This window comes from Nocardia sp. NPDC050435 (genome assembly GCF_040655395.1).
In the GTDB taxonomy this organism is placed as follows: Bacteria; Actinomycetota; Actinomycetes; order Mycobacteriales; family Mycobacteriaceae; genus Nocardia.
Window position 1 is genome coordinate 838,051 of sequence record NZ_JBFAJW010000001.1, and the last position, 25,421, is coordinate 863,471.

The 25,421-nt window shown below is 70.9% G+C and carries 21 protein-coding genes and 1 pseudogene; 9 read left to right on the forward strand and 13 right to left on the reverse strand.

Going from position 1 to position 25,421, the window contains the following annotated elements; translation table 11 throughout:
* Window positions 1-184 precede the first annotated feature (184 nt).
* Both AB0I43_RS04070 and AB0I43_RS04075 read right to left on the reverse strand, forming a co-directional pair.
* Window positions 185-940 (reverse strand): hypothetical protein, encoded by a 756-nt coding sequence (locus AB0I43_RS04070; RefSeq protein WP_356973076.1) that lies wholly within the window; start codon window positions 938-940, stop codon window positions 185-187.
* Between the two features lie 539 nt (window positions 941-1,479).
* Complete coding sequence (locus AB0I43_RS04075) at window positions 1,480-2,865, reverse strand: three-helix bundle dimerization domain-containing protein (protein ID WP_356973077.1); 1,386 nt, start codon at window positions 2,863-2,865, stop codon at window positions 1,480-1,482.
* Between the two features lie 394 nt (window positions 2,866-3,259).
* Here AB0I43_RS04075 and AB0I43_RS04080 point away from each other — a divergent pair, with 394 nt between their 5' ends.
* Window positions 3,260-3,733 (forward strand): hypothetical protein, encoded by a 474-nt coding sequence (locus AB0I43_RS04080; protein ID WP_356973079.1) that lies wholly within the window; start codon window positions 3,260-3,262, stop codon window positions 3,731-3,733.
* On the opposite strand, the gene AB0I43_RS04085 is transcribed toward AB0I43_RS04080, so the two are convergent.
* From AB0I43_RS04085 to AB0I43_RS04095, 3 genes are read right to left on the reverse strand one after another with little or no spacing between them, the layout of a single operon-like run.
* On the reverse strand, window positions 3,708-4,835 hold the full coding sequence (locus AB0I43_RS04085; protein WP_356973081.1) for an FAD-dependent oxidoreductase: 1,128 nt from the start codon (window positions 4,833-4,835) through the stop codon (window positions 3,708-3,710). The two genes, AB0I43_RS04080 and AB0I43_RS04085, sit on opposite strands and share 26 nt — an antisense overlap.
* Window positions 4,832-5,722 carry a DUF1295 domain-containing protein gene (locus AB0I43_RS04090; protein WP_356973082.1) on the reverse strand — a complete coding sequence of 297 codons (891 nt, stop codon included), beginning with the start codon at window positions 5,720-5,722 and terminating at the stop codon, window positions 4,832-4,834. Before AB0I43_RS04090 ends, AB0I43_RS04085 begins: the two co-directional genes overlap by 4 nt.
* A 25-nt stretch (window positions 5,723-5,747) precedes the next feature.
* Window positions 5,748-6,968, reverse strand: a complete 1,221-nt coding sequence (locus tag AB0I43_RS04095; protein WP_356973084.1) for an FAD-dependent monooxygenase — start codon at window positions 6,966-6,968, stop codon at window positions 5,748-5,750.
* A 74-nt stretch (window positions 6,969-7,042) separates the two neighbouring features.
* Here AB0I43_RS04095 and AB0I43_RS04100 point away from each other — a divergent pair, with 74 nt between their 5' ends.
* On the forward strand, window positions 7,043-7,576 hold the full coding sequence (locus AB0I43_RS04100) for a TetR family transcriptional regulator (RefSeq protein ID WP_356973086.1): 534 nt from the start codon (window positions 7,043-7,045) through the stop codon (window positions 7,574-7,576).
* A 23-nt stretch (window positions 7,577-7,599) separates the two neighbouring features.
* Here the strand turns inward: AB0I43_RS04100 and AB0I43_RS04105 are convergent, their stop codons facing one another.
* Entirely contained in the window at window positions 7,600-8,607 is a 1,008-nt protein-coding gene (locus AB0I43_RS04105; RefSeq protein ID WP_356973088.1) for a WYL domain-containing protein, read from the reverse strand.
* 95 nt (window positions 8,608-8,702) lie between these two features.
* On the opposite strand from AB0I43_RS04105, the gene AB0I43_RS04110 reads away from it, so the two are divergent.
* The gene (locus AB0I43_RS04110; protein WP_356973089.1) at window positions 8,703-10,010 is read left to right on the forward strand and encodes an FAD-dependent monooxygenase; all 1,308 of its coding nucleotides are present in this window, start codon (window positions 8,703-8,705) and stop codon (window positions 10,008-10,010) included.
* A gap of 606 nt (window positions 10,011-10,616) precedes the next feature.
* Here the strand turns inward: AB0I43_RS04110 and AB0I43_RS04115 are convergent.
* Together AB0I43_RS04115 and AB0I43_RS04120 are read right to left on the reverse strand one after the other, a co-directional pair.
* Window positions 10,617-12,089, reverse strand: a complete 1,473-nt coding sequence (locus tag AB0I43_RS04115; RefSeq protein WP_356973090.1) for a S8 family serine peptidase — start codon at window positions 12,087-12,089, stop codon at window positions 10,617-10,619.
* Window positions 12,090-12,126: 37 nt separating this feature from the next.
* A complete protein-coding gene (locus AB0I43_RS04120) occupies window positions 12,127-12,720 on the reverse strand; it encodes a DUF308 domain-containing protein (RefSeq protein ID WP_356973091.1) in 594 nt (197 codons plus the stop codon).
* Between the two features lie 190 nt (window positions 12,721-12,910).
* Here AB0I43_RS04120 and AB0I43_RS04125 point away from each other — a divergent pair, with 190 nt between their 5' ends.
* Window positions 12,911-14,578 (forward strand): sodium:proton antiporter, encoded by a 1,668-nt coding sequence (locus AB0I43_RS04125; RefSeq protein WP_356973093.1) that lies wholly within the window; start codon window positions 12,911-12,913, stop codon window positions 14,576-14,578.
* Here the strand turns inward: AB0I43_RS04125 and AB0I43_RS04130 are convergent.
* The gene (locus tag AB0I43_RS04130) at window positions 14,568-15,257 is read right to left on the reverse strand and encodes a TioE family transcriptional regulator (RefSeq protein WP_356973094.1); all 690 of its coding nucleotides are present in this window, start codon (window positions 15,255-15,257) and stop codon (window positions 14,568-14,570) included. The two genes, AB0I43_RS04125 and AB0I43_RS04130, sit on opposite strands and share 11 nt — an antisense overlap.
* A gap of 89 nt (window positions 15,258-15,346) precedes the next feature.
* Between AB0I43_RS04130 and AB0I43_RS04135 the strand changes: the two genes are divergently transcribed.
* Window positions 15,347-16,516 carry an erythromycin esterase family protein gene (locus AB0I43_RS04135; protein WP_356973095.1) on the forward strand — a complete coding sequence of 390 codons (1,170 nt, stop codon included), beginning with the start codon at window positions 15,347-15,349 and terminating at the stop codon, window positions 16,514-16,516.
* A 16-nt stretch (window positions 16,517-16,532) separates the two neighbouring features.
* Here the strand turns inward: AB0I43_RS04135 and AB0I43_RS04140 are convergent, their stop codons facing one another.
* Window positions 16,533-17,120, reverse strand: a complete 588-nt coding sequence (locus tag AB0I43_RS04140; protein WP_356973096.1) for a nitroreductase family deazaflavin-dependent oxidoreductase — start codon at window positions 17,118-17,120, stop codon at window positions 16,533-16,535.
* Window positions 17,121-17,465: 345 nt separating this feature from the next.
* Here AB0I43_RS04140 and AB0I43_RS04145 point away from each other — a divergent pair, with 345 nt between their 5' ends.
* Both AB0I43_RS04145 and AB0I43_RS04150 read left to right on the forward strand, forming a co-directional pair.
* Window positions 17,466-17,819: an RNHCP domain-containing protein gene (locus AB0I43_RS04145; protein ID WP_356973097.1), complete on the forward strand. Its 354-nt coding sequence runs from the start codon at window positions 17,466-17,468 to the stop codon at window positions 17,817-17,819.
* A gap of 53 nt (window positions 17,820-17,872) precedes the next feature.
* Window positions 17,873-18,226 (forward strand): RNHCP domain-containing protein, encoded by a 354-nt coding sequence (locus AB0I43_RS04150; protein ID WP_356973098.1) that lies wholly within the window; start codon window positions 17,873-17,875, stop codon window positions 18,224-18,226.
* A gap of 518 nt (window positions 18,227-18,744) precedes the next feature.
* Here the strand turns inward: AB0I43_RS04150 and AB0I43_RS04155 are convergent.
* A complete protein-coding gene (locus AB0I43_RS04155; RefSeq protein ID WP_357431146.1) occupies window positions 18,745-19,701 on the reverse strand; it encodes a hypothetical protein in 957 nt (318 codons plus the stop codon).
* A 432-nt stretch (window positions 19,702-20,133) separates the two neighbouring features.
* Window positions 20,134-21,534, reverse strand: a complete 1,401-nt coding sequence (locus tag AB0I43_RS04160; protein WP_356973101.1) for an MFS transporter — start codon at window positions 21,532-21,534, stop codon at window positions 20,134-20,136.
* 130 nt (window positions 21,535-21,664) lie between these two features.
* Here AB0I43_RS04160 and soxR point away from each other — a divergent pair.
* A pseudogene (gene soxR, locus AB0I43_RS04165) lies at window positions 21,665-22,102 on the forward strand (redox-sensitive transcriptional activator SoxR); the annotation flags it as partial.
* Between the two features lie 221 nt (window positions 22,103-22,323).
* A complete protein-coding gene (locus AB0I43_RS04170) occupies window positions 22,324-23,268 on the forward strand; it encodes an LLM class flavin-dependent oxidoreductase (protein ID WP_356973102.1) in 945 nt (314 codons plus the stop codon).
* A gap of 714 nt (window positions 23,269-23,982) precedes the next feature.
* On the opposite strand, the gene AB0I43_RS04175 is transcribed toward AB0I43_RS04170, so the two are convergent.
* Complete coding sequence (locus AB0I43_RS04175) at window positions 23,983-25,365, reverse strand: ATP-binding cassette domain-containing protein (protein ID WP_356973103.1); 1,383 nt, start codon at window positions 25,363-25,365, stop codon at window positions 23,983-23,985.
* Window positions 25,366-25,421: the final 56 nt, after the last annotated feature.

Consider the following 25,421-nt stretch of genomic DNA (forward strand, 5'->3'; position numbering starts at 1 on the left):
GATCGCGTCCCTTTCACCCCAGGTCCGCAACTTCCAGGGGCTCGACCCTGCCGAACAAGATCGCGCCCTTTCACCCCAGGTCCGCAACCTCCAAGGGCTCGACCCTGCCGCACGAGATCGCGTCCCTTTCACCAGGTCCGCAACCTCCGAGGGCTCGACCCTGCCGAACGAGATTCAGCCCCTTTCACCCCAGGTCCGCCACCTCCAGATAGACCTGCCGCCGCACGGCGAGTTCGGCCAGGAACCCCGGCTCCTCGCCCGCACCTCGGAACGCCGCCACCGCGATCTCCCCGGCCCGCAGCCGCTGGCCGGTGAACTGGCGCTGCCCCAGGATGATCGCCTGTGCCTGCTCGAAGCCGAGCTCGTGGGCGTCCGTGCCGACCGGGTCGCCGAGCAGGTCGGTCACGGTGCCCGGCAGCAGCCCGACCGCGACGATCTGATCGAAGCTGGGCCGGCGCCCGATCCGGTGCGCCAGATACAACCGGTCCGCGACCCCGAAACACAGGTGGGTCAGCCGTTCCTGGCCGCGCCGGGTGCCGGCGCCGAGTTCGTCGAAATACACCACCCGGCGGATCTCGGCGACCACACCGGTCGCCAGCTCGGTGCCGCCGCGGTGCACGTGCCCGCGAAACAGGGTGCCGCGCAACGTCTGCCGGGACCGCTCGCGGCGCGGATCGAGTTCGGTCATCGCGAACTCCTCGGGGACGAACGTGTGCAGCGCCTCGGCGCGGGTACGCCGGTCGGCGCCCAGGGCGCGCCTGCCCCGTTCGTCCAGCTCGACCGCGAGGACGACCTGATAGTTGTGCGGCGCCGCGAAGGTCGCCAAATTCGAGAGATAGCAGTCGACGCCGGTGCCGAACACCAGCATCGCGTGGGTTCCGGTCCTGCTCGCCGGCCCGCACGTCCGCTCGGGTATCTGCTGGGTGTGGATCCCGTTCATGCGGAGGGCCTCCTTCCTGTCCAGCCCCTCCCCTCGAACGGTGACACCGATCGGAGTCGAAACCGCGAGTGCCCGGCTACTCGAATCGGACACCAGGGGGTACTCGGCAGAACCATTCAGGATCCCGCGTCCGCGTCGACCGAGCAAGCCCCGAACACCAGCGGCGCTGTTATACCTGGACGAGCGCGGCGACCGCGCAAGCCCCGAACCCCGGCAGCGCAGTTCAGAACTCGGCGACGACGGGCGACCACGCAAGCCCCGGCGCCCGCGGAACCACATGGGGCGCAACAGGGGACCGTCTTCGGGGAGTTGGATCAGGTCGCCTTCGAGGTCGAAGCCGCAGCGGGCGTAGAGGCGCGCGGAGCGTTCGGTGGAGGCTTCGAGGTAGCCGGGCAGGCCCGCGTCGGCGGCGGCTTTGGCGCGGCGGCGCAGTTGTCGGACCCGGCGACCGCGGGCGACCACGCAGGACCCGACGCCGACGGGCAAGTTACTGAGCTCGGCGACCGCAGGCGACCGGGCCAGACCCCGGCGCCGGCAGCTCAGTTATAAGCCTTCGCGACCGCGTCGAGCAGGTGCTCGAGGGTGTCATAGGTCGGTGTGTCTACGACGTCGATGAGCTCGGGGGTGACCGGAACCCGGTGCTCGGCGGTGACTTTCGCGAATTGGGCGGCATCGCCGGTGCGGAAGCCGTGCTCGGCGGCCAGCCGCTGCAGCTCGGGATCACCGGAGAGCAGTCGGCCCACCTGGTCGCCGGAACCGCGCAGCGGCACCAGGGTGTGGCGCGAGAGCACTGTCGGCGACGGATAGGTCAGCACCATGCCCGGCGCGGTCTTGCCCTGCACGGCCGCCTCGACGAACTGCGCCTCGTAGATCAGCACCATCGGCGAGGGGCCCATGCCGCCCGAGAGGTACTCCTGGAACGGCCCCTGCGTGGAGTTCTCGGTGTAGCCCTGGCCCGCGAACAGCCGCTGCAACGTCGGCAGCACCGCCTGCTCGGCGGGTTCGCCCTGCACCACGGCGCGATCGTTGGCGACGAAGCTGGCGATCGCGGCGTACATGGCCGCGGAATTGGAGGTGCGCGGATCGGTGGTGGAGACCAGGATGTTCTTGCGCACCGGGTAGGTGGCGTTGCCGGGCAGGTGCGCCCACTCGGTGTTGGTGTTCACCAACTCCAGGTAGCGCGCGACGTCGAAGGTCGGCGCGGGGCCGGGCTTCAGCACCCCGGCGCCGGTCAGCAGGTCCGCGATCGGCTGGAAGGTCGCGATCGCCATGGGCGAGGAGAACGGGGTGTACTTGGCGGTCACGTTGCGGGCGCGCTGGATTCGCTCGGCGGCCGGACTGCTGGAGGGGAACGCGAAATCGTAGGCGCCGAGGTCGATCGAGGTCGCGATCTGGCGCGAACCGGCGGGCTCGGCGGTCACCTTCAGTCCATGCTTGGCCAGCGCGTCGATCACTCGCTGATCTTCGAAGAACGCCATCTTCTCCGAGCCGACCACTCCGCGCACCACCGTCAGCGCGGGCGTCACCGGCGCGGCCGCGGGGGCCGGGTCGGGCTCGCGGGCGACCAGCGCCACCACCACGACTGTGACCAGCACCGCGGCACCGGCGATCGCCGCCGTGCGGCGGTTCAGCGTCACTCCGGCGCGCGCGGCCCGGCGGCGATCCGCGCGCGAGGCCCCCTGCTCGACCGCCGCGGCGGCTTCCTCGATGACGCTGCCCTGCGCGGGCGGCGCCAGCTCCCGGTGCACGATCCGCTCGATCAGGATCGGCACGAACTCGCGCACCGGATGCCCGTCGAAGCGCGCCCGGACCGCCGCCAGCACGGCATGGATGTCCTCGGGAGAATGGGTCTCGCCGTAGGTCTCGAGCAGACTGTCGCTCAACCGGCGGATCGCCTGTTCTTCACGGACAGTATCGACAGCCACCGTATCTCCTCGCGCGCGCAGCCCGGCCACATGATCAAACCGGGCCGAACCCTACCGGCAATCGCGGGCCGCGCCAGCCGCCGTGAACGCGCTCGCCGTGTGTAATCGGCTGTGTGAGAAGACCTCTCACGGCGGGCCCGGCGCAGTTGCCGCCCAGGTCAGCGCCGCACAGCGGACGCGGGCGACGGGCCGCGCCGATGCGGGGAAGAAACCGGCGCGCACCCCGATTCGCTCGGAGAATTCAACGCGCCCACCACCCTCGGTCATCGGCCGTTGTTCCCCAGTTCACCGACCGCGCCCGAGCTCGGGCCCGTAGCCGCCTCGACCCGGTCTGCTAGCGTGAAAATCGCCAGGCAATCGCCACCGATGCAGTGTGTGCAAGGACGGAGCCAGCATGCGGAACGTTCTGAAGCTCGCGGCGGCCTCCGCGCTGCCGATGCTCGCGGTCGCGCTGACCGCCGGTCCGGCCGCCGCCGACCCTCAGCATTTCGATCCCGCCCGCGTCCAGGGCACCACCCCGGGCTGTGCGGGCACCGCGAACGCCGAGGTATCGGCGAGCCAGGGCCAGCAGGCGCGGGAGTTCGCCGATTTCATCGACAGCTCCGCGCGGGTCATGGTCAACTTCCAGCCCGACGCCAATCCGCTGAGTTCGCTGTCGGCGCAGAGCTGCGAGATCGCCACCACGGTCACCCTGCGCAACCTGGACACCGGGGCGAGCTCCACCGAGACCCGCACCACGCAGTACGACGGCCACTACGGCTGGCACGCCGCCTTCTTCACCCTGCCCGGCTCGGGCCGCGTCGCAGTGACGGTCAGCACCAACCCGAATCCGGCCGAGGTCGTCATCGAGGTTCCCGCGCCGTACTGAGCTCGGGCCTGATGCCGCCGTAGATGCCGCGCGCGACGATCAGCGGATGCAGCCGTGACCACAGCGGCAGGCGGAAACCGCGGCCGCCGGGGCTGAACACCTCGAGCGTGTCGCGCTGGACTCCCACCACCGAACCCCAGCGCCGGGCGGCGGGCCGGAACGGCTCGGGCGTGCGGCCGTCGAGTTCGGCGCGGATGTTGTGGGCCAGCAGGCCGTCGGCGCGACTGCGGGCCGAGGTGCGCAGCGGATCGGTCGCGGCGGCGTCGCCGATCGCGTAGACCCCGGACGCGCCGCGCACCCGCAGATACTCGTCGACCACGACGAATCCGTGCGCGTCCAGCAGCCGATCGGGCAACCACGCGGTGTTGGGCGTGGCCCGCCCGATCGTCCAGAGCACGGAGGCGGCGCTGCTCGCGGCCTGGCCGGTGCTCCATTCGACCTTGCCCGAGGTGATCTCGTCGCAGCCGAAGCCTTCGGGGACGATCGCGCGATGCCCCGGATGCAGGCCCACGCCCAGGCGGCGCAGCCGCGCGCTGAGCGTGCGCCACACCCGGTGGTGGTGCCCGGTCAGGGCGCGCTCGCCGGGGAAGAACAGATCGATCTGCTTGTCCGGCCAGGTGGCGGCCAGGTTGAACGCCGCGCTCACCGCGGCGGCTCCGCCGCCGAGCACGATCACCGACTCGGCCTCGGCCAGGCGCCGATGCTGCGCCTGGATCGCCGCGGCGACTTCGTCGCCGGTCTGCAATTCCGGGCTGCGCCAGAACCCGTTGCGCACACCGGTCGCGATCACCAGCACGTCGTAGGCTTCAGCGGCGCTGCCGCCGTCGGGGGTGGTCAGCCGTACCCGGCGAGCCTCGAGATCGAGGCCGGTCAGGGTGGCGTGCACGACGCGCACCGGATCGAGGCGGCGGAACCGATCGAAGGACACCCGGTAGTCGCGAGCCCAGGTCCGTGGCCGGGCCAGGCGCAGCCCGAGTTCCTGGCCGCTGACCAGTCCCGGTTTGCTGGACACCCCGACCACCTCGGCGTGCGCGGCCAGGTGGATGGCCGTCAGCAGTCCGGTGTCGCCCAGTCCCGCGACCAGGACGCGCGGGCGGCTCACGCGACCTTCGCCCGCTGCCGGCGCGGCGGCCGCGGCACGAACCGGGGCACCCGGTCGATCACCTCCTGATACGCCGGACGGCGTTGCAGGCTGCGGGTCTCCATCATCGGGATGCTCGCGCCCTGGAACATCGCGTACATGCCCAGCGCGCCCAGCAGCACCCACCACCACGCCTGCGGCGCGGCGGCCAGCCCGAACAGGCCCAGCGCGAGCCAGAACCCGAACTCGCCGAAGTAGTTCGGATGCCGCGACCAGCTCCACAAACCCTGATCCATGGCCTGGCCCGGACTGCGGCGCGCGGCGAACCGATACATCTGCAGGTCGGCGGTGAACGACAGCGCGACCGCGCCCAGCCCGAGGGCGGTCGCGAGCACGTCGAGCCAGCCGAGCCCACGCCCGGTGTGGGTCAGGACCGCGTAGACCGGCAGCATCCCGGCGAAGACCTGCAACGTCGGGAAGACGTGCACCGCGAACAGGTCGGCCAGCGCCTCGGCGCGGCCCGCGCGGGCCCGCAGCATCGGATAGCGCCAATCCTCGTGGTGCAGACCGGGAAACGCGTAGAGCCAGTTGCCGGTCAGCCGGATCGACCAGACCACGATCACCGCCAGCACCAGCCAGGCCCGCGCCTGCTCGCCGTGCGCGCCGATCTCGAGCCACCAGGCCAGCATCAGCAGCGGCGGCAGCACACTCCAATAGGCGTCGTAGCAGCTCGAGTTCCGGTGCAGCCGGCTCGCACCGAACACCACCAGCGTGGCGATCAGATCGGCGATCAGGCCGTCCAGCAACAAATATGGGGTCTCGGGGCCCCACGCCAGCCACGCCCCGCCGGCGGCGAAGGCCAGCACATAGGCGAGGCCGACGCGCGCGATCGACTCGGTTTTGCTCACGCGACGACCGTACCTAGAACGTGTTCTAGTGCGCAGCGAAACGGTCCGGGTAATCCCCGGCCGCGATGGTGCGCGCGACTTTCTGCGGCGCCCCGCCGATCAGCCCGCGCCACGGCAGATACGGCAGCAGGCGGACATTGAGGTTGCGGAAGCCGATCATCGCCTTGCTCGCGGGCGCGTACCAGGCCCCGGTGCCTTCGGCGAACTTCTGGCACGCCTGCACCATGGGCCGCATCCGCTGCTCGTAGCGCGCGAACGCCACGGTGTGATCGCCCGCGGCAGCGGCCAGTTCACCGGCCAGGACGTACGCGCCCACCAGCGCGAGGACCGCACCCTGCCCCGAGAGCGGGGACGCGCAGTACCCCGCGTCCCCGACCAGGGCGACCCGGCCCGTGGACCAGGACCGCATGCGGATCTGCACCATGGCGTCGAGATAGAGGTCGGAAGCCTGGTCCAAGTGGGCGAGCAGCTCGGGCACCCGCCAGCCCTGCCCGGCGAAAGTCGTGGCGAGCAGGCGTTTCTGGGCCGCGATGTCGCGGTGGTCGTACTCGAGCGGGTCGGAGGCCCAGGCGAAAATGGCCTTGGCCTCGGTGTTGGCGCGGGCGCTGTAGGCGCCGGCGATCATGCCGGGGGTGTTGTAATCCCGCTCCCAGTGATCGAGGTTCAGGAAGTTCGGGATCGTGTAGCTGGCGATGTAGTAGCCCATGTGCCGGGCGAAGCGCGACTCCGGCCCGAAAGCCAGTGTGCGGGTGTGGGAATGGGCGCCGTCGGCGCCGACGACCAGCTCGAACACGCGCGGCGCGGCGTGCTCGAAGCGCACCCGCACGCCGTCCTCGCGCTGATCCAGCGCGGTGACGGAATCGCCGAAAAGGTATTCGACCTCGTCGCGGGTGGCCTCGTACAGCACCTCGGCGAGATCGCCGCGCTGAATCTCGGTGTCCCCGTCGGCGCCCACGCCGTTGAAGGTCTCGCTGGAGATGCTCGCGCGGACCTTGCCCGCCGCGTCGACGTAGGAGGTGCCGCGCTTGCCGGTGCTGCGCTCGTGCACCCGCTCCAGCAGGCCCATCCGCCGGACCACCTCGGTGCCGGCGCCGAGTACATCGATGGCCTGACCGCCCGCGCGCAACTCCGGGGCCTTCTCCACGATCGTCGGGGCGAACCCGTAGCGGCGCAGCCAGAAGGCCAGTGTGGGCCCGGCGATGCCGGCGCCGGCGATCAGGACGGTGCGAGTGCTCCTGTGCTGCATGTCCGAAACCCTACAATCGATTTGCGCAAATGCGCAAGACAAATGTCTAAGGCGTTTGCGCTAGCATGGGCGGCATGGGAAACCGGGAGGACTTGCTGGTCGGCGCGCGCGTCTGCCTGTTCGACAAGGGCTACGCGCGCACTACGGTGCGCGACATCGCGACCGCTGCCGGGGTGAGCATGGCGGCCATCGGCTATCACTTCGGCTCCAAGGAGGCCCTGCTCACCGCGGCGCTGGCCGAGGCCACCCGCGAATGGGGCATCGACCTGGAAAAGGCCCTGGCGCGAGTGCCCGAAACCGCCGACCCGTGGCAACGTTTCGCCGATCGCTGGGACGCGGCTCTGACCACCATCGCCGGCCACCGTGGCGTCTGGTCGGCCACCTTCGACGCCCTCGCCCACCCCGAGGCCCGCGCCCAGCTCGCCGGAAACCTCGACGAAGCCCGCACCGGGCTGGCCCGCCTCTTCGACGGTGTCGCCGAGCCCGGCACCGGAGCTCTCTATCAGGCGCTGCTCACCGGCCTGGCCGCCCAGCATCTGATCGATCCCGGCAGCACACCCTCCGGTGCCGACCTGGCCGCGGCGCTGCGCGGAATAACTACCGCCTGAGCGTCTTTCGGTCGCGGAGTTTATCAGTCGCTCGGCGGCCGGGCAGCCGGGATATCCGCGTAGCGCCGCGCGAGGCGATGGCAAGCGTGCCGGAGTTCCGCGGGGTGCACCTCGGTGAGGTCGGTGTCGAAAGTGGCGAGGATGCCGGCGATTCCGGCCCAGGACCACGCGCCGAGGGTCAGGCGACAGTGTTCGTCGTCGAGGTGCTCGACCACGGCACCGCCCGGCGCCCAGCGGGCCACGATGTGGGCGGGCAGGGGCAGTCGCGCGGTGCCGGTGCACGGCCAGTCCGCGGCGGTGTCGCCGCGGTCGTGGCTGCTCATGACGAAATGCGCGAGATCGCCGCCCGGCAGCTCGCGCGGCGCGAAAGCGGAGGTGGTGGGCCGGGTGTGCAACCGGTCCACCCGGCGTACGCGCCAGCGGTGCTCGCCGAGGTCGAAGGCGATGAGGTACCACCGGCCCGCCCACACCACCAGGTGGTGGGGTTCGAGGCGGTGCGCGGGCGCGAAGTCCGGTTCGCCGGGAGCCGGGCGGGTGCCGTCGGGGCGGCGTACCTCGGCGACGAGCAGATGACGCCGCCGCACGGCGGCGCCGACGGCGGTGAGCGCGGCCGGATCGATCGGGGGCGCGGGGAACTCCCAGTAGTTGCGCAGCCTGGTCAGGCGCAGGGATTCCATTGCGGCCCGCAGGGTCTCGGGTATCGCGCGCTGCACGGTGGCCAGCGCCCGGGCGGTGTCGTCCTGCAAGCCGAAGACCGAACTGGGCGCGGTTTGCAGCGCGACCGCGATCGCGAGGGCCTGGTCGTGATCGAGCAGCAGCGGCGGCAGCGTGTGGCCGGCGCCGAGCCGGTAGCCGCCGTCGGGGCCGCGGACGGTCAGCACCGGATAGCCGAGTTCACGCAAGGTGTCCAGGTCGCGGCGCACGGTGCGTTCGCTGACGGCGAGCCGGGCGGCGAGTTCGCGCAGCGGCCACGTCCGCGGCGAGCCGAGCAGGGACAGCAGCCGCAGTGCCCGATGTGACGTTCTGGCCATGCGGGCATCGTGCCATCCGTAGTGGCCACTCGGCGGCCACTACTGCTGGCACCGTCGACGACGACTGATCATTCGGCGAGAAAGGACGTTCGCGCATGCGTGTTGTCGTAGTAGGAGGCGGAATCGGCGGGCTCGCACTGGGTTCGGGACTACGCCGGGCCGGGTACGAGGTGGCGGTGTTCGACCGCGACACCGACGTCGCGGCGACCGGCGGGTATCACATCACCCTCGACGCGCGCGCCTTGGCGGCCCTCGACAGGCTGGTCGCGCCCGAGCTCGTGCGCCGCCTGCTGGCCTCGGGATCGGCGCTGCGCCTGCGGGACCGGGACATGCTCTGGGACTACCGCGGCCGCACGCTCGGCTACGGCCCGGACCTGTCCGAGAGCGCGAGCATCGACATCGATCGCATTACGCTGCGCACGCTGCTGGCCGAGGCCGTCGGCGCGGATCTGCATCTCGGGCGGACGGTCTCGGCCGTCGGAGCAGACGAGCACGGAATGCCACGGGTCGTCTTCGCCGACGGCGCGCCGGAAACCGCCGATCTGGTGGTCGGTGCCGACGGCACCCACTCGATAGTCGCGCGCCATCTGGGCGCGGGCCCGACCAGCCGGCCGACCGGCCTGATCGGATTCTCCGGCCGCACCCGGCGCACCGAGCTGAGCATCGCCGAGCAACGCCGGCTCGGCACCCGCTCCACGATGGGGATCGGCCCACGCGGCGCGGCGCTCTACGTCGGCTTCCTCGACCCGGTCGGCAACGCCGCCCTCGGCGCACCCGAACTCAGCATGTCGATCACCACCGGCCCGACCTACATCTGGGGTGCGATGTTCCCCGAATCCGCCCGCACGGACACACTGCGCGCCCTGCGCGGAGACGCCCTGCGGACAGCCCTGCTCGAAGCGTTCCGCGCGCGCGACTGGGCCGCCCACACCCTGGAGGTCATCGCCCGCGCCGATCCCGCCGGAGTGGGCGCGTTCCGGTTCAACGCCGCCTCCACCCGCGCCGCCGACCTCGCCCCCTGGCCCGCCGGCCGCATCACCGCGCTCGGGGACGCCGTGCACGCCACCCCGCCCACCGCGGGCATGGGCGCGGGCGCGGCCATCCAGGACGCCGCCGACCTGCTCGCTGCACTCGAGACCGGCACCACGCTCGCTGAACTCGACGCCGGCGCCACGCTCATCGATGCGGTCGCCCGCTACGAAACCAAGCTGCGCGAGCGCGGCGGCGAAGTCCTCACAGCGGCAATGAAAACCGTCCGCCTGATCCGCGCCACCGACACCACCCTCGGCGCCGCGGCGACAGCCGCGCTCACCCCTGTACTCGGCATGTTCACCCGGCTACGCCCCGCACCCAGCTACTCGGCACCGGCCACGCGACGCGGCAACACGCGCGGTGGCGGTTAACGCAGCGTTCGCGCGCCACGTTCACCCGGCTACGCCCCGCACCCAGCTACTCGGCACCGGCCACGCGACGCGGCAACACGCGCGGTGGCGGTTGAGGCAGCATTCGCGCGCCAGCTCACCGATGTCGCCGGAGCTGCACACACCGCCGACTCGGCCTCGACGGCGAGCGTCGCCGAGTTGCGGCTCGGCTCGTTCGGCCGCAACGCATTCGGGGGGCGGGTGGCGGCGCTGCCGATCGATGGCAGCCCGCCGTCCGCTGCGACATCGGCAGCGATCAGACTTCGCGCACGATGGCGACGGCGCAGCGGCATACGCGTGATCCGTAAGTCGGGGCCACCGACCGCTAGCCGCCCTCGACGCATCGACCTCGGACACGATTCGGAGCCGCAGACCAAGCTGATTCCTCCGGCTCGGGCGCGATCTGGAGGCGCAGGCTGGACCGATTCCACCCGCTCGGGCGCGATCTGGAGCCGCAGACTGGCCCAATCCCTCCGGCTCGGGCACGATCCGGAGGCGCAGGCGGGACCGATTCCTCCGGCTCGGGCACGGTCTGGACCCGCAGGCTGGACCGATTCCTCCCACTCCGGCGCGATCCGGAGCCGCAGGCTAAACCGATTCCTCCGGATCCGCCGCACCATCCTCGGCCAGGGCCGTGACATCGGGCAGGTTGCCGATGCGCTGGGTGGCTGGGCGGTTCGGGGCGGCGGTCTGCGGGGAACCGGTGGCGCGCAGGCGGGCACGGATTTCGGTGGGCGTGAACCGGCCCGGTCCCGTGGCGCGGATGCCCTGGGCGCAGGCGATCGCGCCGACGACGATCGGTGAGGCGCTGGAGGTGCCGCTGAAAGTGTCGGTGTACCAGTATTCTTCGTCGGCCCCGCCCTGCAGGTCGCCGTAGCCGGTGGTGGTGACCTCCCGGCCCCAGCCCTGGGTGTCGACGCGGGCGCCGTAGTTGGAGAAGGCCAGGCGGGAGCGGCCGGGGCCGTGGTCCCGGCCGTGCGTGCCCGGCGGCGGTGCGCCCGCGCCGACGATGATCGCCCCGGAATCCTCGGCGCGGAACGGGTTTCGCCAGGTGGCGGGGAATCCGGTGGGCCGGGTGTCGTAGATCGCGGCGTCGAGGTTCTCGCCGCCGTTGCCCGCGGCCTCCACGACCACGACGCCGCGCGCGTGCGCGTAGCGGATCGCGGCCAGATCGTCGGGCCACCATTCGATGGCGATGTAACCGGCCTGGTCGGGGCGGTCGGCGAAGTTGTGGCGCGGGCCGGGGCGGTGCAGTTCGAGCAGGATGATGTCGCCGGGGCCGAGCGCGTCCGCGGCCGTGCGGATCGCCGCGGCCGAGCCCGCCCCGAAGATCGACACCGCCCGGATCATCGCCTCCGGGGCGATGCCGGTGATGCCGAAACTGTTGACGTCACCGCTGATCTCCCCCGCCACCGCGGTGCCGTGATTGCGCCAGCCTTCGTCGTCGGCGGATTCGCCGCCGATCAGCCCGCCCTGATTCTGGGTGAGATCTTCGTGGCCGAACAGCCACGCGCCCTCGATGTCGACCACGCGCACGCCCGTGCCGCGCCCACCGGGCCGCGTCCAGGCCCAGCGCGCGTCGATGCCGGTGGGCGCGGGATCCAGATACCCTTGGCGCGCTTGGAAATCCGGCGTCACCGGCGGGGCCTCGGCGTAGGAGCGGGTGGCCTCGTGCAGCGGTGCGATCGGCGGTTCGGCGCCCGGTTTGACGTAGGCGCCGTCGACCGCGTCGTCGGCGCGCAGCCGCTCGGCGATCGCCTCGAGATCGTAGACCGCGCCACCGACCGCGAAATAGTTCAGGTAGTCGCTGCCCTGGGGTTCCTGTTCGGTACCGGCCAGCCGCCCCGGCAATCGGCTGGGCGGGCCGAAGACGCGGCGCAGCCGCGCGCCCAGGGGCAGCAGCGTGCCGACGTGTTCGGCCGTGGCGAGGTTCTCGCGCAGGGCGATCGGCTGGATCGGCGCGCCGGCACCGTGGGTGACGACGATCAGTTCCGCCGGTGACCGCGGCGCCGCCGGCGCCTGCGGGTGTGCCGAACTCCGCCGTTGATCAGTAGGTGCCATAGAGACAAGTGAACCCGCTGCTTTGATCCCCCGCCAGTCATCCGCCGCGCGTCGCGGGGACCCGCGCCGCGCCCGGAATGCCCACCACCGCACCGACACCCGCGATGAGCAGTTCCAGCACGCCGAGCACGATCAGCCCGCCGCCCCCGACCAGCGCCAGCGCCTCCAGGGTTTCGAACGGCAGGGCGAGCACCGCGAGCCCGAGCACCATCGTGAACAGGCCGAGCAGTTCGTGCTGGCCGGCTGCAGGCAACCGGGTGTCCCAGGCGGCGACGGTGGCGTGGATGATGCCGCGCACCGCCCACGCGATGCCCAGCCACATCGCCAGCAGCAGCACCGAGTTGCCGCCGTAGAGGCACAGCGCGGCCAACAGCAGCGAGATCGCGCCGCTGGTGAGCACGAGAGCCCGCAATGGGACAGCAAATTTGGCACCGATCGCTGTCCACACCTGAACGAGCCCGTTCAGAAGCAGATACGAGCCCAGTAGCAGTTCCGCCACCAGCAGCGTCTTGTCCGGCCACACCGCGAGCACCACGCCGAGAACAACCGTCACCGCCCCCGACGCGAGCACCACCTGCCGCCCGCCCAGCACTCTCGGCCGCACCCGCCCCGCACCACCGTTTTCGGGCATACGCCGATGATATGAGCGCTTGCTCTCAATAACCCGAGGTTTGCCCGCTTTCTCGGTGCGTCGCCGTTCTTCCGTGTGTCCGGCCCGGCGTCACCGAACCCCGGACAGCCCGTTCTCGAGCAGCTCGAACACCGTGCCGAGCGCGGCGCGGACACCGCGCATCTGCCCGCCCAGCTGACACCATTGCCGCGTGACCGAACTGCTGATCGTGATCGTGACCGCGTTGCTGGTGATCGCCGCGTCGGCCATCGCCGGTCCCCGGTTGGGGGTGGCCTCGCCGCTGGTGCTCGTCGCGCTCGGGGTGGCGGCGAGTTTTCTGCCGGTGTTCGACTCCGTCCACATCGAACCCGAGTGGATCCTGGAGGGGCTGCTGCCGCCGCTGCTCTACTCCTCGGCGGTGTCGATGCCCTCGATGAACTTCCGCCGCGAATTCGGGGCGATCAGCGGTCTGTCGGTGCTGCTGGTGGTCGGCACCGCGCTCGTGCTCGGCGTGTTCTTCATGCTGGTCATCCCCGATCTCGGGTTCGCCTGGGGTGTCGCGCTGGGCGCGATCATCAGCCCGACCGACGCCGTGGCGACCTCCATCGTCAAACAGACCTCGGTCTCCAAACGGGTGCTGGCCATGCTCGACGGCGAGAGCCTGCTCAACGACGCGACCGCGCTGGTGCTGCTGCGCACCGCGATCGTGGCGACGGCCGCGGCGTTCTCCTTCTGGGGCGCGGTCGGCACCTTCGCCTACGCGGTGCTGGTGGCCGTGGTGATCGGCGGGGTGGTGGGCCGGCTGAATCTGGTGGTGCGCAAACGCGTCACCGATTCCGCGGTCAATACCGTCCTCTCGTTCACGGTGCCGTTCGTCGCCTCGGTGCCGGCCGAACTGCTCGGCGGGTCGGGTCTGGTCGCGGCGGTGGTGGCCGGGCTGATCACCGGATTCCGTGCGCCACGCGATCTCTCACCCCGCAACCGGCTCTCCGACACCCAGAACTGGGGCACCATCGAACTGGTGCTGGAGGGCGTCGTGTTCCTCACGCTGGGCTTGCAGATCCGGTCGATCCTGGCCAACGTGCACCACGATCACGGTGGCGTCGGCACCGCCGTGCTCATCGCCGCCGGTGCGCTGATCCTGACGATCCTGGTGCGCGCCGCCTACGTCAGCCCGCTGCTGGTCTATCTGAACGCCCGCGTCCGCCGCGGCGAGTTGCTCCAGCCGCGCCTGCAGGACATGCAGGAGAAGATGAGCACGCCCGAGGGCAAACAGGAGATGTTCGAACACGCCGGTAAACGCCGCAGGGTCTCCGAACGGCAGCTGGACCGGCTCGGCGTGCGAATCACCCGGGGGCTGGCCAACATCGAATACTTTCTGCGGGAGCCGCTCGGCCGCCGGGAGGGCGCGGCGGTGGTGTGGGCGGGCATGCGCGGCGCGGTCACCGTCGCCGCGGCGCAGACCCTGCCCGAGGACACCCCGCAGCGTTCGGTGCTGGTGCTCATCGCGTTCGCGGTCGCGCTGATCTCGCTGCTCGTCCAGGGCGGAACCCTCGGGCCGCTGCTGCGCCGGCTGCCTTCCGACGTGGATCAGGCCGAGGTCGACGCGCAGACCAGCGCCGAACTGACCCGGGTCATGCACATGCTGCGCACCGCCGCCGAGACCGTCCCGGAACCGCCGCATCCGGACGGCGAACCCACCCAGCAGACCTTCACCGACGCCAAACGCCACCGGCTCGCGGTCATCGACGCCCAGCGCTCGGCGCTGCTGGACGCCCGCGACGACGGCACCTTCGACGCGGACGTCCTGGACAACGCACTCGCGAATCTCGATGCCGCACAGATCGCGATCGAGTTGCGCGGCAAGCTCAGCACGTGAGCTCGCGGGCCTCGAGGTAGTCGGCCAGCGCCCCGGCGCCGGTGAGCATCGCCCGGCCGCGCGTGGACAGGCGGTCCTGCCATTCGCGCAGCGCCGATTCCAGCGGCGCGATGCCTCCGGCGGCGCGGACCTGGGCGAGCAGCGGGGCGATCCGTTCGAGCGGGTAGCCGCCGCGTCGCAGCTGATGGGCGAGGCGGATATCGCGGACGTCGGCGGCGTCGTAGATCCGGTAGCCGGTGGCCGGGTCACGCCTCGGCCGCACCAATCCCGCGTTCTCCCAGGCGCGCAGTGTGGCCGGGCGCAGGCCGAGCGCGCGGGCGAGCGGGCCGATGAAGGTGTCGCCGCGCTGGGCCGGCACCGGCGCGAGGTCGCGCAGCGCGGCCGCTACGGCGGTCAGGGTGTGGCGGTCTTCGAGCAAGCGGGCGTGGCTCTCGTCGATGAGTCGCAGCGCGTCGTCGGTCGCGGTGCGATGGACTGCGCGCATGATCGCCGCGGCCGTCTGATGTCCGTGCCCGGAGACGAGGGCGAGGAAGGCGCGCAGGGCGCGGGCATGCAGTTCGGTGTAGGTGCGGTAGCCGGAGTCGGTGCGCCCGGCGGCGGGCAGGATGCCGGCGTCCTCGTAGTTCCGGATCGCCTGGGTGGACAGACCGTGCCCGCGCGCCAGATCGACCGGCCTCATGATGAGCCCCCTGTTGAAAGTTATGCAGTAGATAACCTGGGAAAAGTCGCGAAAGTTTACACCGATATTTCAACGATACCGTTGAAGGTATGGATATCGAGAACATGGCCTACCCGCTCGACGGTCCCGGGATCTCGGCGTTTCTGCGCGCGCTGCCCACCCGCCCGACGCTGCTGGGGCTGGGCGAAGCACGCCATTTCGTCGGCGAACTGGGCACAGCGCGCAACGAGATCTTCCGCCATCTGGTCGAGCACGAGGGGTATCGCGGCTTCGGCATCGAAAGCGACTGCCTGATGGGCTTGGTCGTCGACGACTACCTGCGCACCGGGGAAGGCAGCCTCGACGAGGTCATGGAACGCGGCTTCAGCCACGGATTCGGCTCGGTCGCCGCCAATCGCGAACTCGTGCAGTGGATGCGGGACTACAACGCGTGCCATGACGAACAGCTGCGGTTCTTCGGGATCGACGGTCCGCTGGAGTACTGGGCCGCGAGCCCGCGCGAAGCTCTCACCGCTCTCTACGCCCTGCTCCAGGGCCCCGCCACGATCGTGAGCGGTGAAGACCTCGACGCGCTGCTGGGCCCCGACGAACCGTGGTCGAACGAGGATGCCGCGATGGATCCCGCGCGGTCGATCGGCCGTTCCCCGCACGCCCGGCGCCTGCGGATCATCGCCGACGATCTGCTGGCTCTCCTCGAAACCCGATCCCCCGAGCTCAGCGCACCCGAGCGGGAACGCGCGAACCTCTACGCGCGCACCGCGATCGGCCTGCTGCGCTACCACCACTGGATGGCCGACGACTCCCCCACCCGCTGGTCCCGCCTGTCGGCTCTGCGGGACGCCCTGATGGCCGCCAACCTCTGCGCGGTCGCCGAGCAGGGCCCCGCCCTGATCTTCGCCTCCAACCTGCACCTGCAACGCCACGAGACCGTCATGTCCTTCGGCGACCACCAGCTCACCTGGTGGAGCGCCGGTGCGATCGCCGCCACCCGCCTCGGCCCGCGCTACGCCTTCCTGGCCTCGGCTTTCGGCACCCTCGGCGACGATGTGCCGCCCGCGGATTCGCTCGAGGGCCTGCTCTCGACCCTCCAGCAGGACCGCGCCCTCCTCGACGCTCGCGCCTTGGCCGCCGCGCTCCCGCCCACCACGCGCCGGCCCTCCCACGACTTCGCCTACTTTCCGCTCGACCCGGATCAGCTGCACCTGGTCGACGGTGTGCTGTTCCTCGACGAGGCGGTGGAGCTGAAGCGCCTGGGATGAGCGAAATTCCCGTGGACTATTCGCCGCGCCGCGACGTTGCTGCCCATTCGATGACGAGCGGATGCCCGGTGTCGAACCAATAGCGGTGCAGATCCACGATCTTGGCCAGGGTCGGCCGCCCACGTAGATGCAGTGCGGCCTCGATGTAGTCGATCGGATACACGGTGTCGCAGAGCGCTGATCGGGCCCGCGCCGCTTCGATCGGGTCGGTGATCTCGCGCGCGGTACCCGTGACGGTGCCGCCTCGAACCCGCAGTCGCACTCGCGGATTCGCCCGGATGTTGTGCACCCAGCTCGTCACCGCCCCGGGCCGGGTCAGCCCCAGATGCGGCGGAACGAGCTGCACCAGGTAGGCGCGCTCACCCTGACACACGACCCGCAGGCACTTGCGCCGCCGCCGACCGGTCCTGCGGCCGACCGTGGTGAGCACGCCATATCCCGCGGGCGGCGACACCTGCACCATCGGCAGCATCAGCGCGCTGAGGATCCGACCGTGGCGTGCGGTGCGCACCAGACCTCGATGCCGGTGGACCTCGGCCGCGGCCGCCGCGCGCAACCGTGCTGCCCGGCCGTCGTCGCCTTCGGGCCGTTTCGCGTCGTCCACCCGGTCCATTCTCCGCCGCCGGCGATCGGTCGCGGGCGCGTTCCGGACCAGCCCGGGGCGCGCGATTAATTCGGTGGCGGCGGTGGTGACCGATTGCTACGGTTTCGGTCGTCTTGCCGATGACCACGGGGCTGCGGCCCAGAAAGCGGGTGTTGATGTCCCGGCCAGCGCCGAGCGCGCCTCGCCGCGCCGCGTAATCGCGTCCCCGCCTGCCGTTTTCCCCTCGGCTGCGCCTTGGACGCGTGTCCCGGTGCCCTATCCGCTCGCGTGATTCACGCGTTCCGTCGAGGACCCGCTCGGCCTGCTCCTGCTGTCACAACCTGTCTTCAGCAAAGGAGTCCCCGGGTGTCCACCTATACCTCTCGTCAGCTCGAAACCTTCACCTGCCTGTGGTGCGGCTCGATCGTGTCCGCCTACGCCGGCGAGGTGCGACGCAACCACTGCCCGTCCTGCCTGCGTTCCCGCCACGTCCTCGACCATGTCGACGGTGGCGCGAGCGAGTGCGGCGCGCGGATGTCGCCGCTGTCCATCGCCGTGCCGCGCGACGGCGACTGGCTGCTCATCCACCGCTGCGTGCGCTGTGACGAGCTGACCGCGAGCCCGATCTGCGCCGACGACAACCAGTTGGTGCTGATGCGCATCGCGGTCCGCCCGCTCGCACAGCCGCCCTTCCCGCTCGAAGCCTTCGGGGCGCTGTAATGCCACGCCACACCAACCGGACTGCGCGTCGCCCGCAACGAAACAAGACGGTCTTGCACGCCCACGACGGTCCCGGCGATTTCCGCTGCGTCGCCTGCCGCGAGGTGGTCCCGATTCACGCGCCGGGCACCGCGCACCGCAACCACTGCCCGGCGTGCCTGACCTCACTGCATCTCGATCGCCGCATCCCCGGCGATCGTGCGTCACCGTGCCGGGGTCGCATGGCGGCCGTGGCGATGAGCGCCCGCGCCGACGGCGAGTGGATGCTGATCCACCAGTGCCGCACCTGCGGGAGACTCAGCGTCAACCGCACGGCCGGGGACGACAACCCACTCGCCCTGGTTCGCCTGGCGATGCGGCCGATTCGCGACAACACACTGGCCAGCAGGGCGTTGCTCGCGCTGTAGGCCGGAGTGGGTGGAGGCTCGAACGCTGGAGCCTCCACCCACGCAGCGCGCTACCGTATGTCCCCGGTCGCTGGAATTCGATCACGTCTGCCCTGACAGGATCGTTCCGGCGGGCCACATGCTCGGGCGATTTGCGCTCCACCGCCACGGGCAAGGTCGACTTGCCGCGACCGCCACCTAGCGAGATCCAGCGGCGTCACCCATCCTGGCGGCAACTCGTTGACAGCCGGTAGGCCGCAAGCGAGTAGAACCGCCCGGCGAGCATTCGTTGTCACTCACCACCGCCGCAGCGGAGAGTACAGACAAGATCGTTGCCGGGCGCGGACTCGTCGCGCTATCGCCACGCACGAGCCCGCGCCGGGCAACGACTCGTGGCGACTACCGCCACCTCGGCACGATCCGCGTTTCGCATGCTGCCCGCCGCGTAGTTCAAGCCTGTTCAGTCTGCGGTGCACGAATTCGGAGCCTTTACTCCACGAGCCGGGCACGATCTCGCCAACGATTCCGCCCAGGCAGGATCAGCCCGTCGCACGCGGAGTCCTTCCCGGCCGTCGAGCTTCGGCGAGGTGCTCGTCGAGCTGGGCTTCGGCGCGTTCGGCGCGGGCCAGGGTTTGGGCGCGGGCCTGGTCGAGGGCTTCGAGGCGGTGGGCGGCCTCGGTGCGGACCTGGTCGAGGGTGGCGGCGGCCTCGGCGCGGGCTTGTTCCGCGGCGGTCACGGCGTCGGCGCGGGCGGCGGCCAGTTCGGCGGCGGCGGTGCGGCGGGCTTCGGTGAGTTCACCACGGACGGTGTCCAATTCGGTGCGCAGGCGGCGGGTTTCCTCGCGTGCCTCGGCGGCGGCTTCGGCGCGTTCGGCGGCTGCCTGCTCGGCGCGGTCGATGGCGCGTTCGGCGTCGGCGGCCCGCTGGATCGCCAGGTCGCGTTCGGCGCCCGCGGCGGTGAGCTGCTGCGTGGACTCCCGGCGGATCTGCTCGATTTCGGCGGCGGCCTTGCGGCGGGCCTTCTCGATCTCCTCCTCGGCCTGCTCGCGGGCGCGAGCGACATCCTCGGCGGCTTCCCGGCGCGCGGTGCGGAGGTCGGCTTCGGCTTCGCTGCGGGCGGCGAAGACGTCGTCGGCGGCCTGCCGGGTGACCTGCTCCACCTCCCGCAACGCGTCGTCGCGGGCCGTGTTCGCCTCGGCCACCAGTGTTTCGGCCCGCTCGGCCGCGTCGGCGGCGTCCTCGGCGGCCTGTTCGGCCAGGGCGCGGGCATCGTCGGCGTCGCGGCGGGCCTGCTCGGCGGCGACGGCGGCGACCTCGGCTTCGGCGATACGCCGCCCGGCGTCGGCCTGCACCGCCTGGACCTGCGCCTCGGCGACCGACGGGTCGGCCAGGGTGGCCAGTTCCGCGACGGCCGCGTTCAGATTCGTGCCCAGTTGTTCGGCGAGCAAACGGAACTGACCGAGCAGCTCATCGGCGCGCAATCGGGCGACGGTCACCGGCCCCTGTGGCGTCACAGTGACGGAAGCGGCGGGTGCCTCCGACTCCTGTTGGAGCCGTTGCCTTTCCCGCCACGCGCGCCATCGCGTGTGGTCGGGGTGATCGCAGTATTCCGAGGGCCGGCCGGGGCCACCCCCGCGCGTAATGGGTCGGACACATCCCGGGTAGTTGCATACGCTCGACACCGCTGAATCGTAGCGTTGTTTGCGTCGCAACCAACGTATTCACACGAAACGAAAGCCGTGTCGCGCCAGATGGTCTCGTTAGTCGACCCCGCCGTCCTGACCTCCGATAAGTGAACATTATCGGGGGTTAGCCTGTGCGGCATTCCCCGCTTGACCGTGGATCTAATTCGTTTACGTTTGGTCACGGCATACGAAACGAAACCGTGACGGAACGCCTCGAAAACTGTGCAGCGCCCGAACCTTCGTTCAGGACCGCTCACGCGTGGCCAAAACCGCGGTCCCCACCCCCAGCGCGGTGAGCACCGCGATACCGATTGCCATCCACCGCGCCGAACCGACCACCGACGCGTCGCCGAAGCGGATCAGCGTGCCCGCGATCGCCGCGCTCACCGCGTAGGTGATCAACTGGGTGGTGTTGAGGGCGGCGGCCGCCTTGGCTCCCTCGGCCGGGTCGTCGGTGCTGCGCATCGCGGCCACACTCAGATGCGGGAACGCCAGGCCGATACCGGTGCCCGCCACGAAAAGCGCCAGGGCCCAGAGCGCGACGCGCGGGCCCGAGGCCGTGTCGATCTGCAGCAGGCCGTAGGCGGCGAGACCGCCGGTGAGCAGCACCGGCGCCACCCGCACCGCCCGGCGTGCCGCCCGCGGGCCCAGACCCACGCTGTAGAGCTGGGCCACCACCCACCCCACCGACAGCGCCGCCCCCAGCAGACCCGCCACCAGCGGCGAGAGACCGCCGAGTTCCTGACCGAACAGGGGAATGAAGTTCTCGGTCATCACGCCCGCGCACAGCGCCGCCACGGTCAGGTAGACCCACTTCAGCGAGTTACCGCGCTGGTAGGTGAGTTTCGGGAGCACACTGTGCCGCCCCCTTGCCTCGATCGCCAGGAACGCGGCGATCAGCACGACGCCCACGCCCAGCGCGATCGCCGTGTGCGCACCCGGCGCGACCGTCGAGCTGAGGCTGAAGGCGGTGGCGGCGAGGGTGAGCAGCACCAGCGGCAGGGTGGGCAATGGAGCCCGGTCAGCTGCGGCGGCACCACCGCGCGGCAGTGCCCGTCGCGTCAGTCCGGCCAGCACCACCGCGACGACCAGCAGCAGCGCATAGGCCCACCGCCACGCGCCGAGTTCGGCGAACAGTCCGCCCGAGGCCGGGCCGATCAGCGTGCCCACACCCCACATGGCCGACACCAGCCCCGCCGCACGCGCCCAGAGCCGCTGCGGCAGAGCGGTTCTGATGACGGCGAAGGCCAGACCCGCGAGCAGACCACCGCCGAGCCCCTGCACCACCCGGCCCGCGACGAGCAACCCCATGCTCGGGGCCACGGCGTTCAGGCCGGCGCCGGCGGCGAAGACCAGGAACGCCGTCAGGTAGGCCCGCGCCGCACCCCAGGCTTCGAGGATCCGGCTGACCAGCATGGCGGCGATCACCGCCGCCATCAGGAAGCCGGTCGCGACCCAGGCGTAGTACCGCTCGCCGCCGATGTCCTCGACGATCGAGGGCATCAGCGCGGCGGTGAAATACAGGTTCATCGCGTACAGCGCCACGCCGCCCGCCAGTACCAGCACGGTTGCCGCCCGCGATCCCGCGAACAGTTCGGACCAGCGCCCGGCATCGTCGGTTTCCGGTACATCTGCCGCTGTCACAGCGCTTTTCGAGGAAGTTTCAGTCACGACAGGCTACGCTAAAACTTCAAGTTCTATTGAAGTCAACAGAGAGCGGGACCTGACCGTGCGGGGCGGCCGTACTTCACGCCGAGATCGGCGGTAACGCAGCATGAAACAGACTCCGACCGATCTGCTGACCATCGGTGATCTGGCCCGGCGCGCGGGTGTCGCGACCTCCGCCGTGCGGTTCTACGAGGACCAGGGCCTGATCACCTCGGTGCGCACCTCCGGCAACCAGCGGCGCTATCCCCGCCACGTGCTGCGCCGCCTATCGCTGGTGCTGTTCGCCAAACGGCTGGGCATCCCGCTCGCCGAGGTCGCGGCCGTGTTCGCGAGCCTGCCCGAGGATCACATGCCCAGCAAGCGGGACTGGGATCGCATCTCCCGGCGCTGGCGCGATCACCTCGAGGCGCGCCGCCGCGAGATCGAGCAACTGCAAAGCGAACTCACCGACTGCATCGGCTGCGGTTGCCTGTCCCTGCGCCGCTGCTACGTCCTGAACCCGGCCGACAGCCTCGCCCGCAACGGCGCCGGACCGCAGCGCCTTCTGCATCCCGACGCCGAGCCCGAGGAATCCGGACCACAGCGCCTCCCGCATCCCGACGTCGAATCCGACCAATCTGGACCACAGCGCCTCCTGCACCCTGACGTCGAATCCGATCAATCTGGACCACAGCAACTCCTGCACCCCGACGCCGAATCCGACGAATAGGGGATCCGCGCGACCGCCGCTACGGTGGAATCCGGTTTCGAGGCGAGAGGTGGGTTATGCGGTTCGGGTTCATCTCGCATGTGGTCGGCGCCGGGGACGCAGCGACGGAACTCCGCGCGACCGTCGACCTGGCGGTGTTCGCCGAGGAGTGCGGGTTCGATTCGTTCTGGGTGGCGCAGCACCACTTCGGGGCGCAGCGCGCGCACTGCCCCTCGCCGCTGGTGCTGCTCGCGGCCATCGCGCAGCGCACGACCCGGATCCGGCTGGGCACCGCGGTCGTGGTCGCCTCGCTGGAGGATCCGATCCGCCTCGCCGAGGACGCGGCCATGGTGGACGCGCTCAGCGGCGGCCGGCTCGAACTGGGGCTCGGCGCGGGCGCCGACGCGCGAACCGCCGAACGCTTCGGCCGTTCCCACGAGGACCGCCACGAACGATTCCTCGACACCCTGCACCACCTGTGCGCGGCGCTGGCCCCGGGCAGCGACCTGGTGCCCGCCGCACCCGGCCTGCGCGAGCGCCTGTGGATCGGCACCGCCTCGGAGTCGGGTTTCGCCCTCGCCGCCGACCTCGACCTCGGCGTGCTCACCGGCCGCACATCCTCCCCCGACGGACCGCACGACGAGATCGCCGCCGAACGCGTCGCGAAATACTGTGCGGCACAACACGCCGACGGCCGCGTCCCCCGCGTGGGCGTCTCCCGTTCGGTCCTCTGCGCGGACACCACGGCGACCGCCTTCGAGCACATGCGCCCCGGCATCGAACGCTGGGTCGCGACCTCGATCGAAACCGGCCGCTTCCCCGCCGATTTCACCGCACGCGACTACGTCGACACCGGCCACGGCTACCTCGGCTCCGCCACCGAGGTAGCCGCCGCGATCCGCGACGACCTCGTACTCCCCGACGCGACCGAATTCCTGTGCAACGTCCAACCGGCCGCCCCCTCAGCGACCGCCATCCGCACCAGCCTGCGCCTGTTCGCCGACGGTGTTATCAATAATTGACGCTGTGCAGCATCCGCATCGGAGCGGTCCTGACAGCGTTCTTCCGGGCTGTGCGGCAAGAGTCGATCGCCGCGCTCCGTGACGATCTGCCGCAACATCCGGACCGGTCTTGCACGCGCTCGCGCCGATTGCGCCTTCATGGAGAACTGTGGCGACATCCGGACCGGTCTCGCTTGCGTTCGCCCCGATTGCGGCTACATGGCGAGCTGCCACGACACCCAGAACCCACCTCACCCGCGTTCGCCCCGATTACACCTACATGACGAGCTGCCGCGACATCCGGCCCCTGCCTCGCCCGCGTTCGCGTCGATTAGGCATTAATGGTGCGCTGTCGCGGCCGCCGGACCGGCCTTGCTCGTGCTCGCGCCGATTGCGTCTACGTGACGAGCTGCCGCGACATCCCGGGCCCTCCTCACTCGCGTTCGCGCCGATTGCGCCTGCGTGACGAGCTGCCGCGATACCCAGAACTCACCTCGCCCGCGTTCGCCCCGATTGCGCCGACGTGGCGAGCTGTCGCGGGCGCCGGACCGGCCTTGCTCGAGTTCGCGTCGATTGCGCCTACGTGACGAGCTGCCGCGATATTCGGCCCCCCGCCTCGTCCGCGTGCGCCCCGATCGCGTCAGAGTGTGAGCTGCCGCGACCTCCGGACCGGTCTCGCCCGTGTCCGCGCCGATCGCATCGCCGAACCACAGCGCACGCCATACCGATCGCCCGTCACCCGGCGGCGGGAACCTCCGGCACCGGTTCGATCCGCACCACGGTGTCGGCGAGTTCGGCCAGCAGCCGTTCCGAGTGTGAGACCAGGACAATCGCCATTCCCGCGTCGGCAGCTTCGCGCAGGATTTCGATGATCCGCGCGGCCGAGGCTTCGTCCAGTGCGGCGGTCGGTTCGTCGGCCAGCAGCAGGCGGACATCGCCGACCAGGGCTCGGGCAAGGGCTACGCGCTGGGCCTGACCACCGGAGAGCTGACCGGGTCGCCGTTCGGGATCGAGGTCGCCCAGGCCGACTCGCGTCAGCGCCTCGCGGGCGAGGGCCAGTGCCTCGGCGCGGGGCAGGCGGCTGCGCAGGCGCGGTTGCAGTGGCTCGGTGATGCTGCGGTAGATCGGTCTTCGCGGGTTCAAGCTGCCGACGGCGTCCTGGAACATCACACCGATCCGGCCCGGCGCGGGTGCGCCGTCACGGCCGTCCCAGCTCAGGTGACCGGCGCTGGGCGCTTCGAGGCCGGCCAGCACCCGCAGCAGTGTGCTCTTGCCCGCGCCGGACGGTCCGGCGATGCCGAGGATTTCGCCCCGGCGCAGCTCGAGATCGGTGGCCGCCAGACCGGTATCGGCCGTGTACAGCTTTGCCACACCGCGCGCACGGAGCAGTGGTGGACCGGGCGGCACCGGCTTGCGCGCCGGAATCGGCGGTGCGACATCGAGTTCCACCGAATCTGCCTCGACGACGACACCGTTGTCGACTACGTACACCCGGTCGGCGTACTTCTGCACCAGCCGCCGGTCGTGGCTGACGATCAGCAGCGCCGCGGGCCCCGCCGTCAACGCGGCCAGCACCCGGTGCGCGTTCGCTTCGTCCAGCGCGGAGGTCGGTTCGTCGGCCAGCACCAGCGCCGGATCCAGTGCTCGCGCGGTCGTCACCGAACCGCGCTGCAACATGCCTCCGGACCAGGTGAAGGGCCGCTGCCGCACGCGCGCCGCCGCATCGCCGATATCCACGGCTTCCAAATCGGCGACGATCCGCCCTCGCGGCACCGGCCGCCGCGCGATCCGCCAAGCCTGCGCGATATTGGTCCGTACGGACATGATCGGATCCATCGCGGCGAACGGATCCTGGCTGACGTAGCCGAGCACCGTTCCCCGCAGCGCGGAAAAGTCCCGCACCTCGACCCCGTCGACGTGCACCGTACCGTCGATCCGCGCCGCGCTGTCCAGCGTCCCGAGCAGCGCCCGAATCAACGTCGTCTTGCCGGACCCGCTGGGCCCGACCACCGCCACCGTCTCCCCGCGCCGCACGCACAGCGACACGGCGCGCAGCACCGGTCCAGCGCCTGGATACGCCACCGTCAGCCCACGAATCTCCGCAGTCGGCGCGCTCATCGGGCTACCTCCCTCACCCAACTCGGCACGACCGCCGCCGCTTCCGCTCTTCCACC

Coding starts and splice junctions, on each gene's coding strand:
- AB0I43_RS04070 (WP_356973076.1), bottom strand. CDS start 940: ATGAACGGGATCCACACCCAGCAGATACCCGAGCGGACGTGCGGGCCG.
- AB0I43_RS04080 (WP_356973079.1), top strand. CDS start 3,260: ATGCGGAACGTTCTGAAGCTCGCGGCGGCCTCCGCGCTGCCGATGCTC.
- AB0I43_RS04095 (WP_356973084.1), bottom strand. CDS start 6,968: ATGCAGCACAGGAGCACTCGCACCGTCCTGATCGCCGGCGCCGGCATC.
- AB0I43_RS04100 (WP_356973086.1), top strand. CDS start 7,043: ATGGGAAACCGGGAGGACTTGCTGGTCGGCGCGCGCGTCTGCCTGTTC.
- AB0I43_RS04105 (WP_356973088.1), bottom strand. CDS start 8,607: ATGGCCAGAACGTCACATCGGGCACTGCGGCTGCTGTCCCTGCTCGGC.
- AB0I43_RS04110 (WP_356973089.1), top strand. CDS start 8,703: ATGCGTGTTGTCGTAGTAGGAGGCGGAATCGGCGGGCTCGCACTGGGT.
- AB0I43_RS04115 (WP_356973090.1), bottom strand. CDS start 12,089: ATGGCACCTACTGATCAACGGCGGAGTTCGGCACACCCGCAGGCGCCG.
- AB0I43_RS04120 (WP_356973091.1), bottom strand. CDS start 12,720: ATGCCCGAAAACGGTGGTGCGGGGCGGGTGCGGCCGAGAGTGCTGGGC.
- AB0I43_RS04130 (WP_356973094.1), bottom strand. CDS start 15,257: ATGAGGCCGGTCGATCTGGCGCGCGGGCACGGTCTGTCCACCCAGGCG.
- AB0I43_RS04135 (WP_356973095.1), top strand. CDS start 15,347: ATGGATATCGAGAACATGGCCTACCCGCTCGACGGTCCCGGGATCTCG.
- AB0I43_RS04170 (WP_356973102.1), top strand. CDS start 22,324: ATGCGGTTCGGGTTCATCTCGCATGTGGTCGGCGCCGGGGACGCAGCG.
- AB0I43_RS04175 (WP_356973103.1), bottom strand. CDS start 25,365: ATGAGCGCGCCGACTGCGGAGATTCGTGGGCTGACGGTGGCGTATCCA.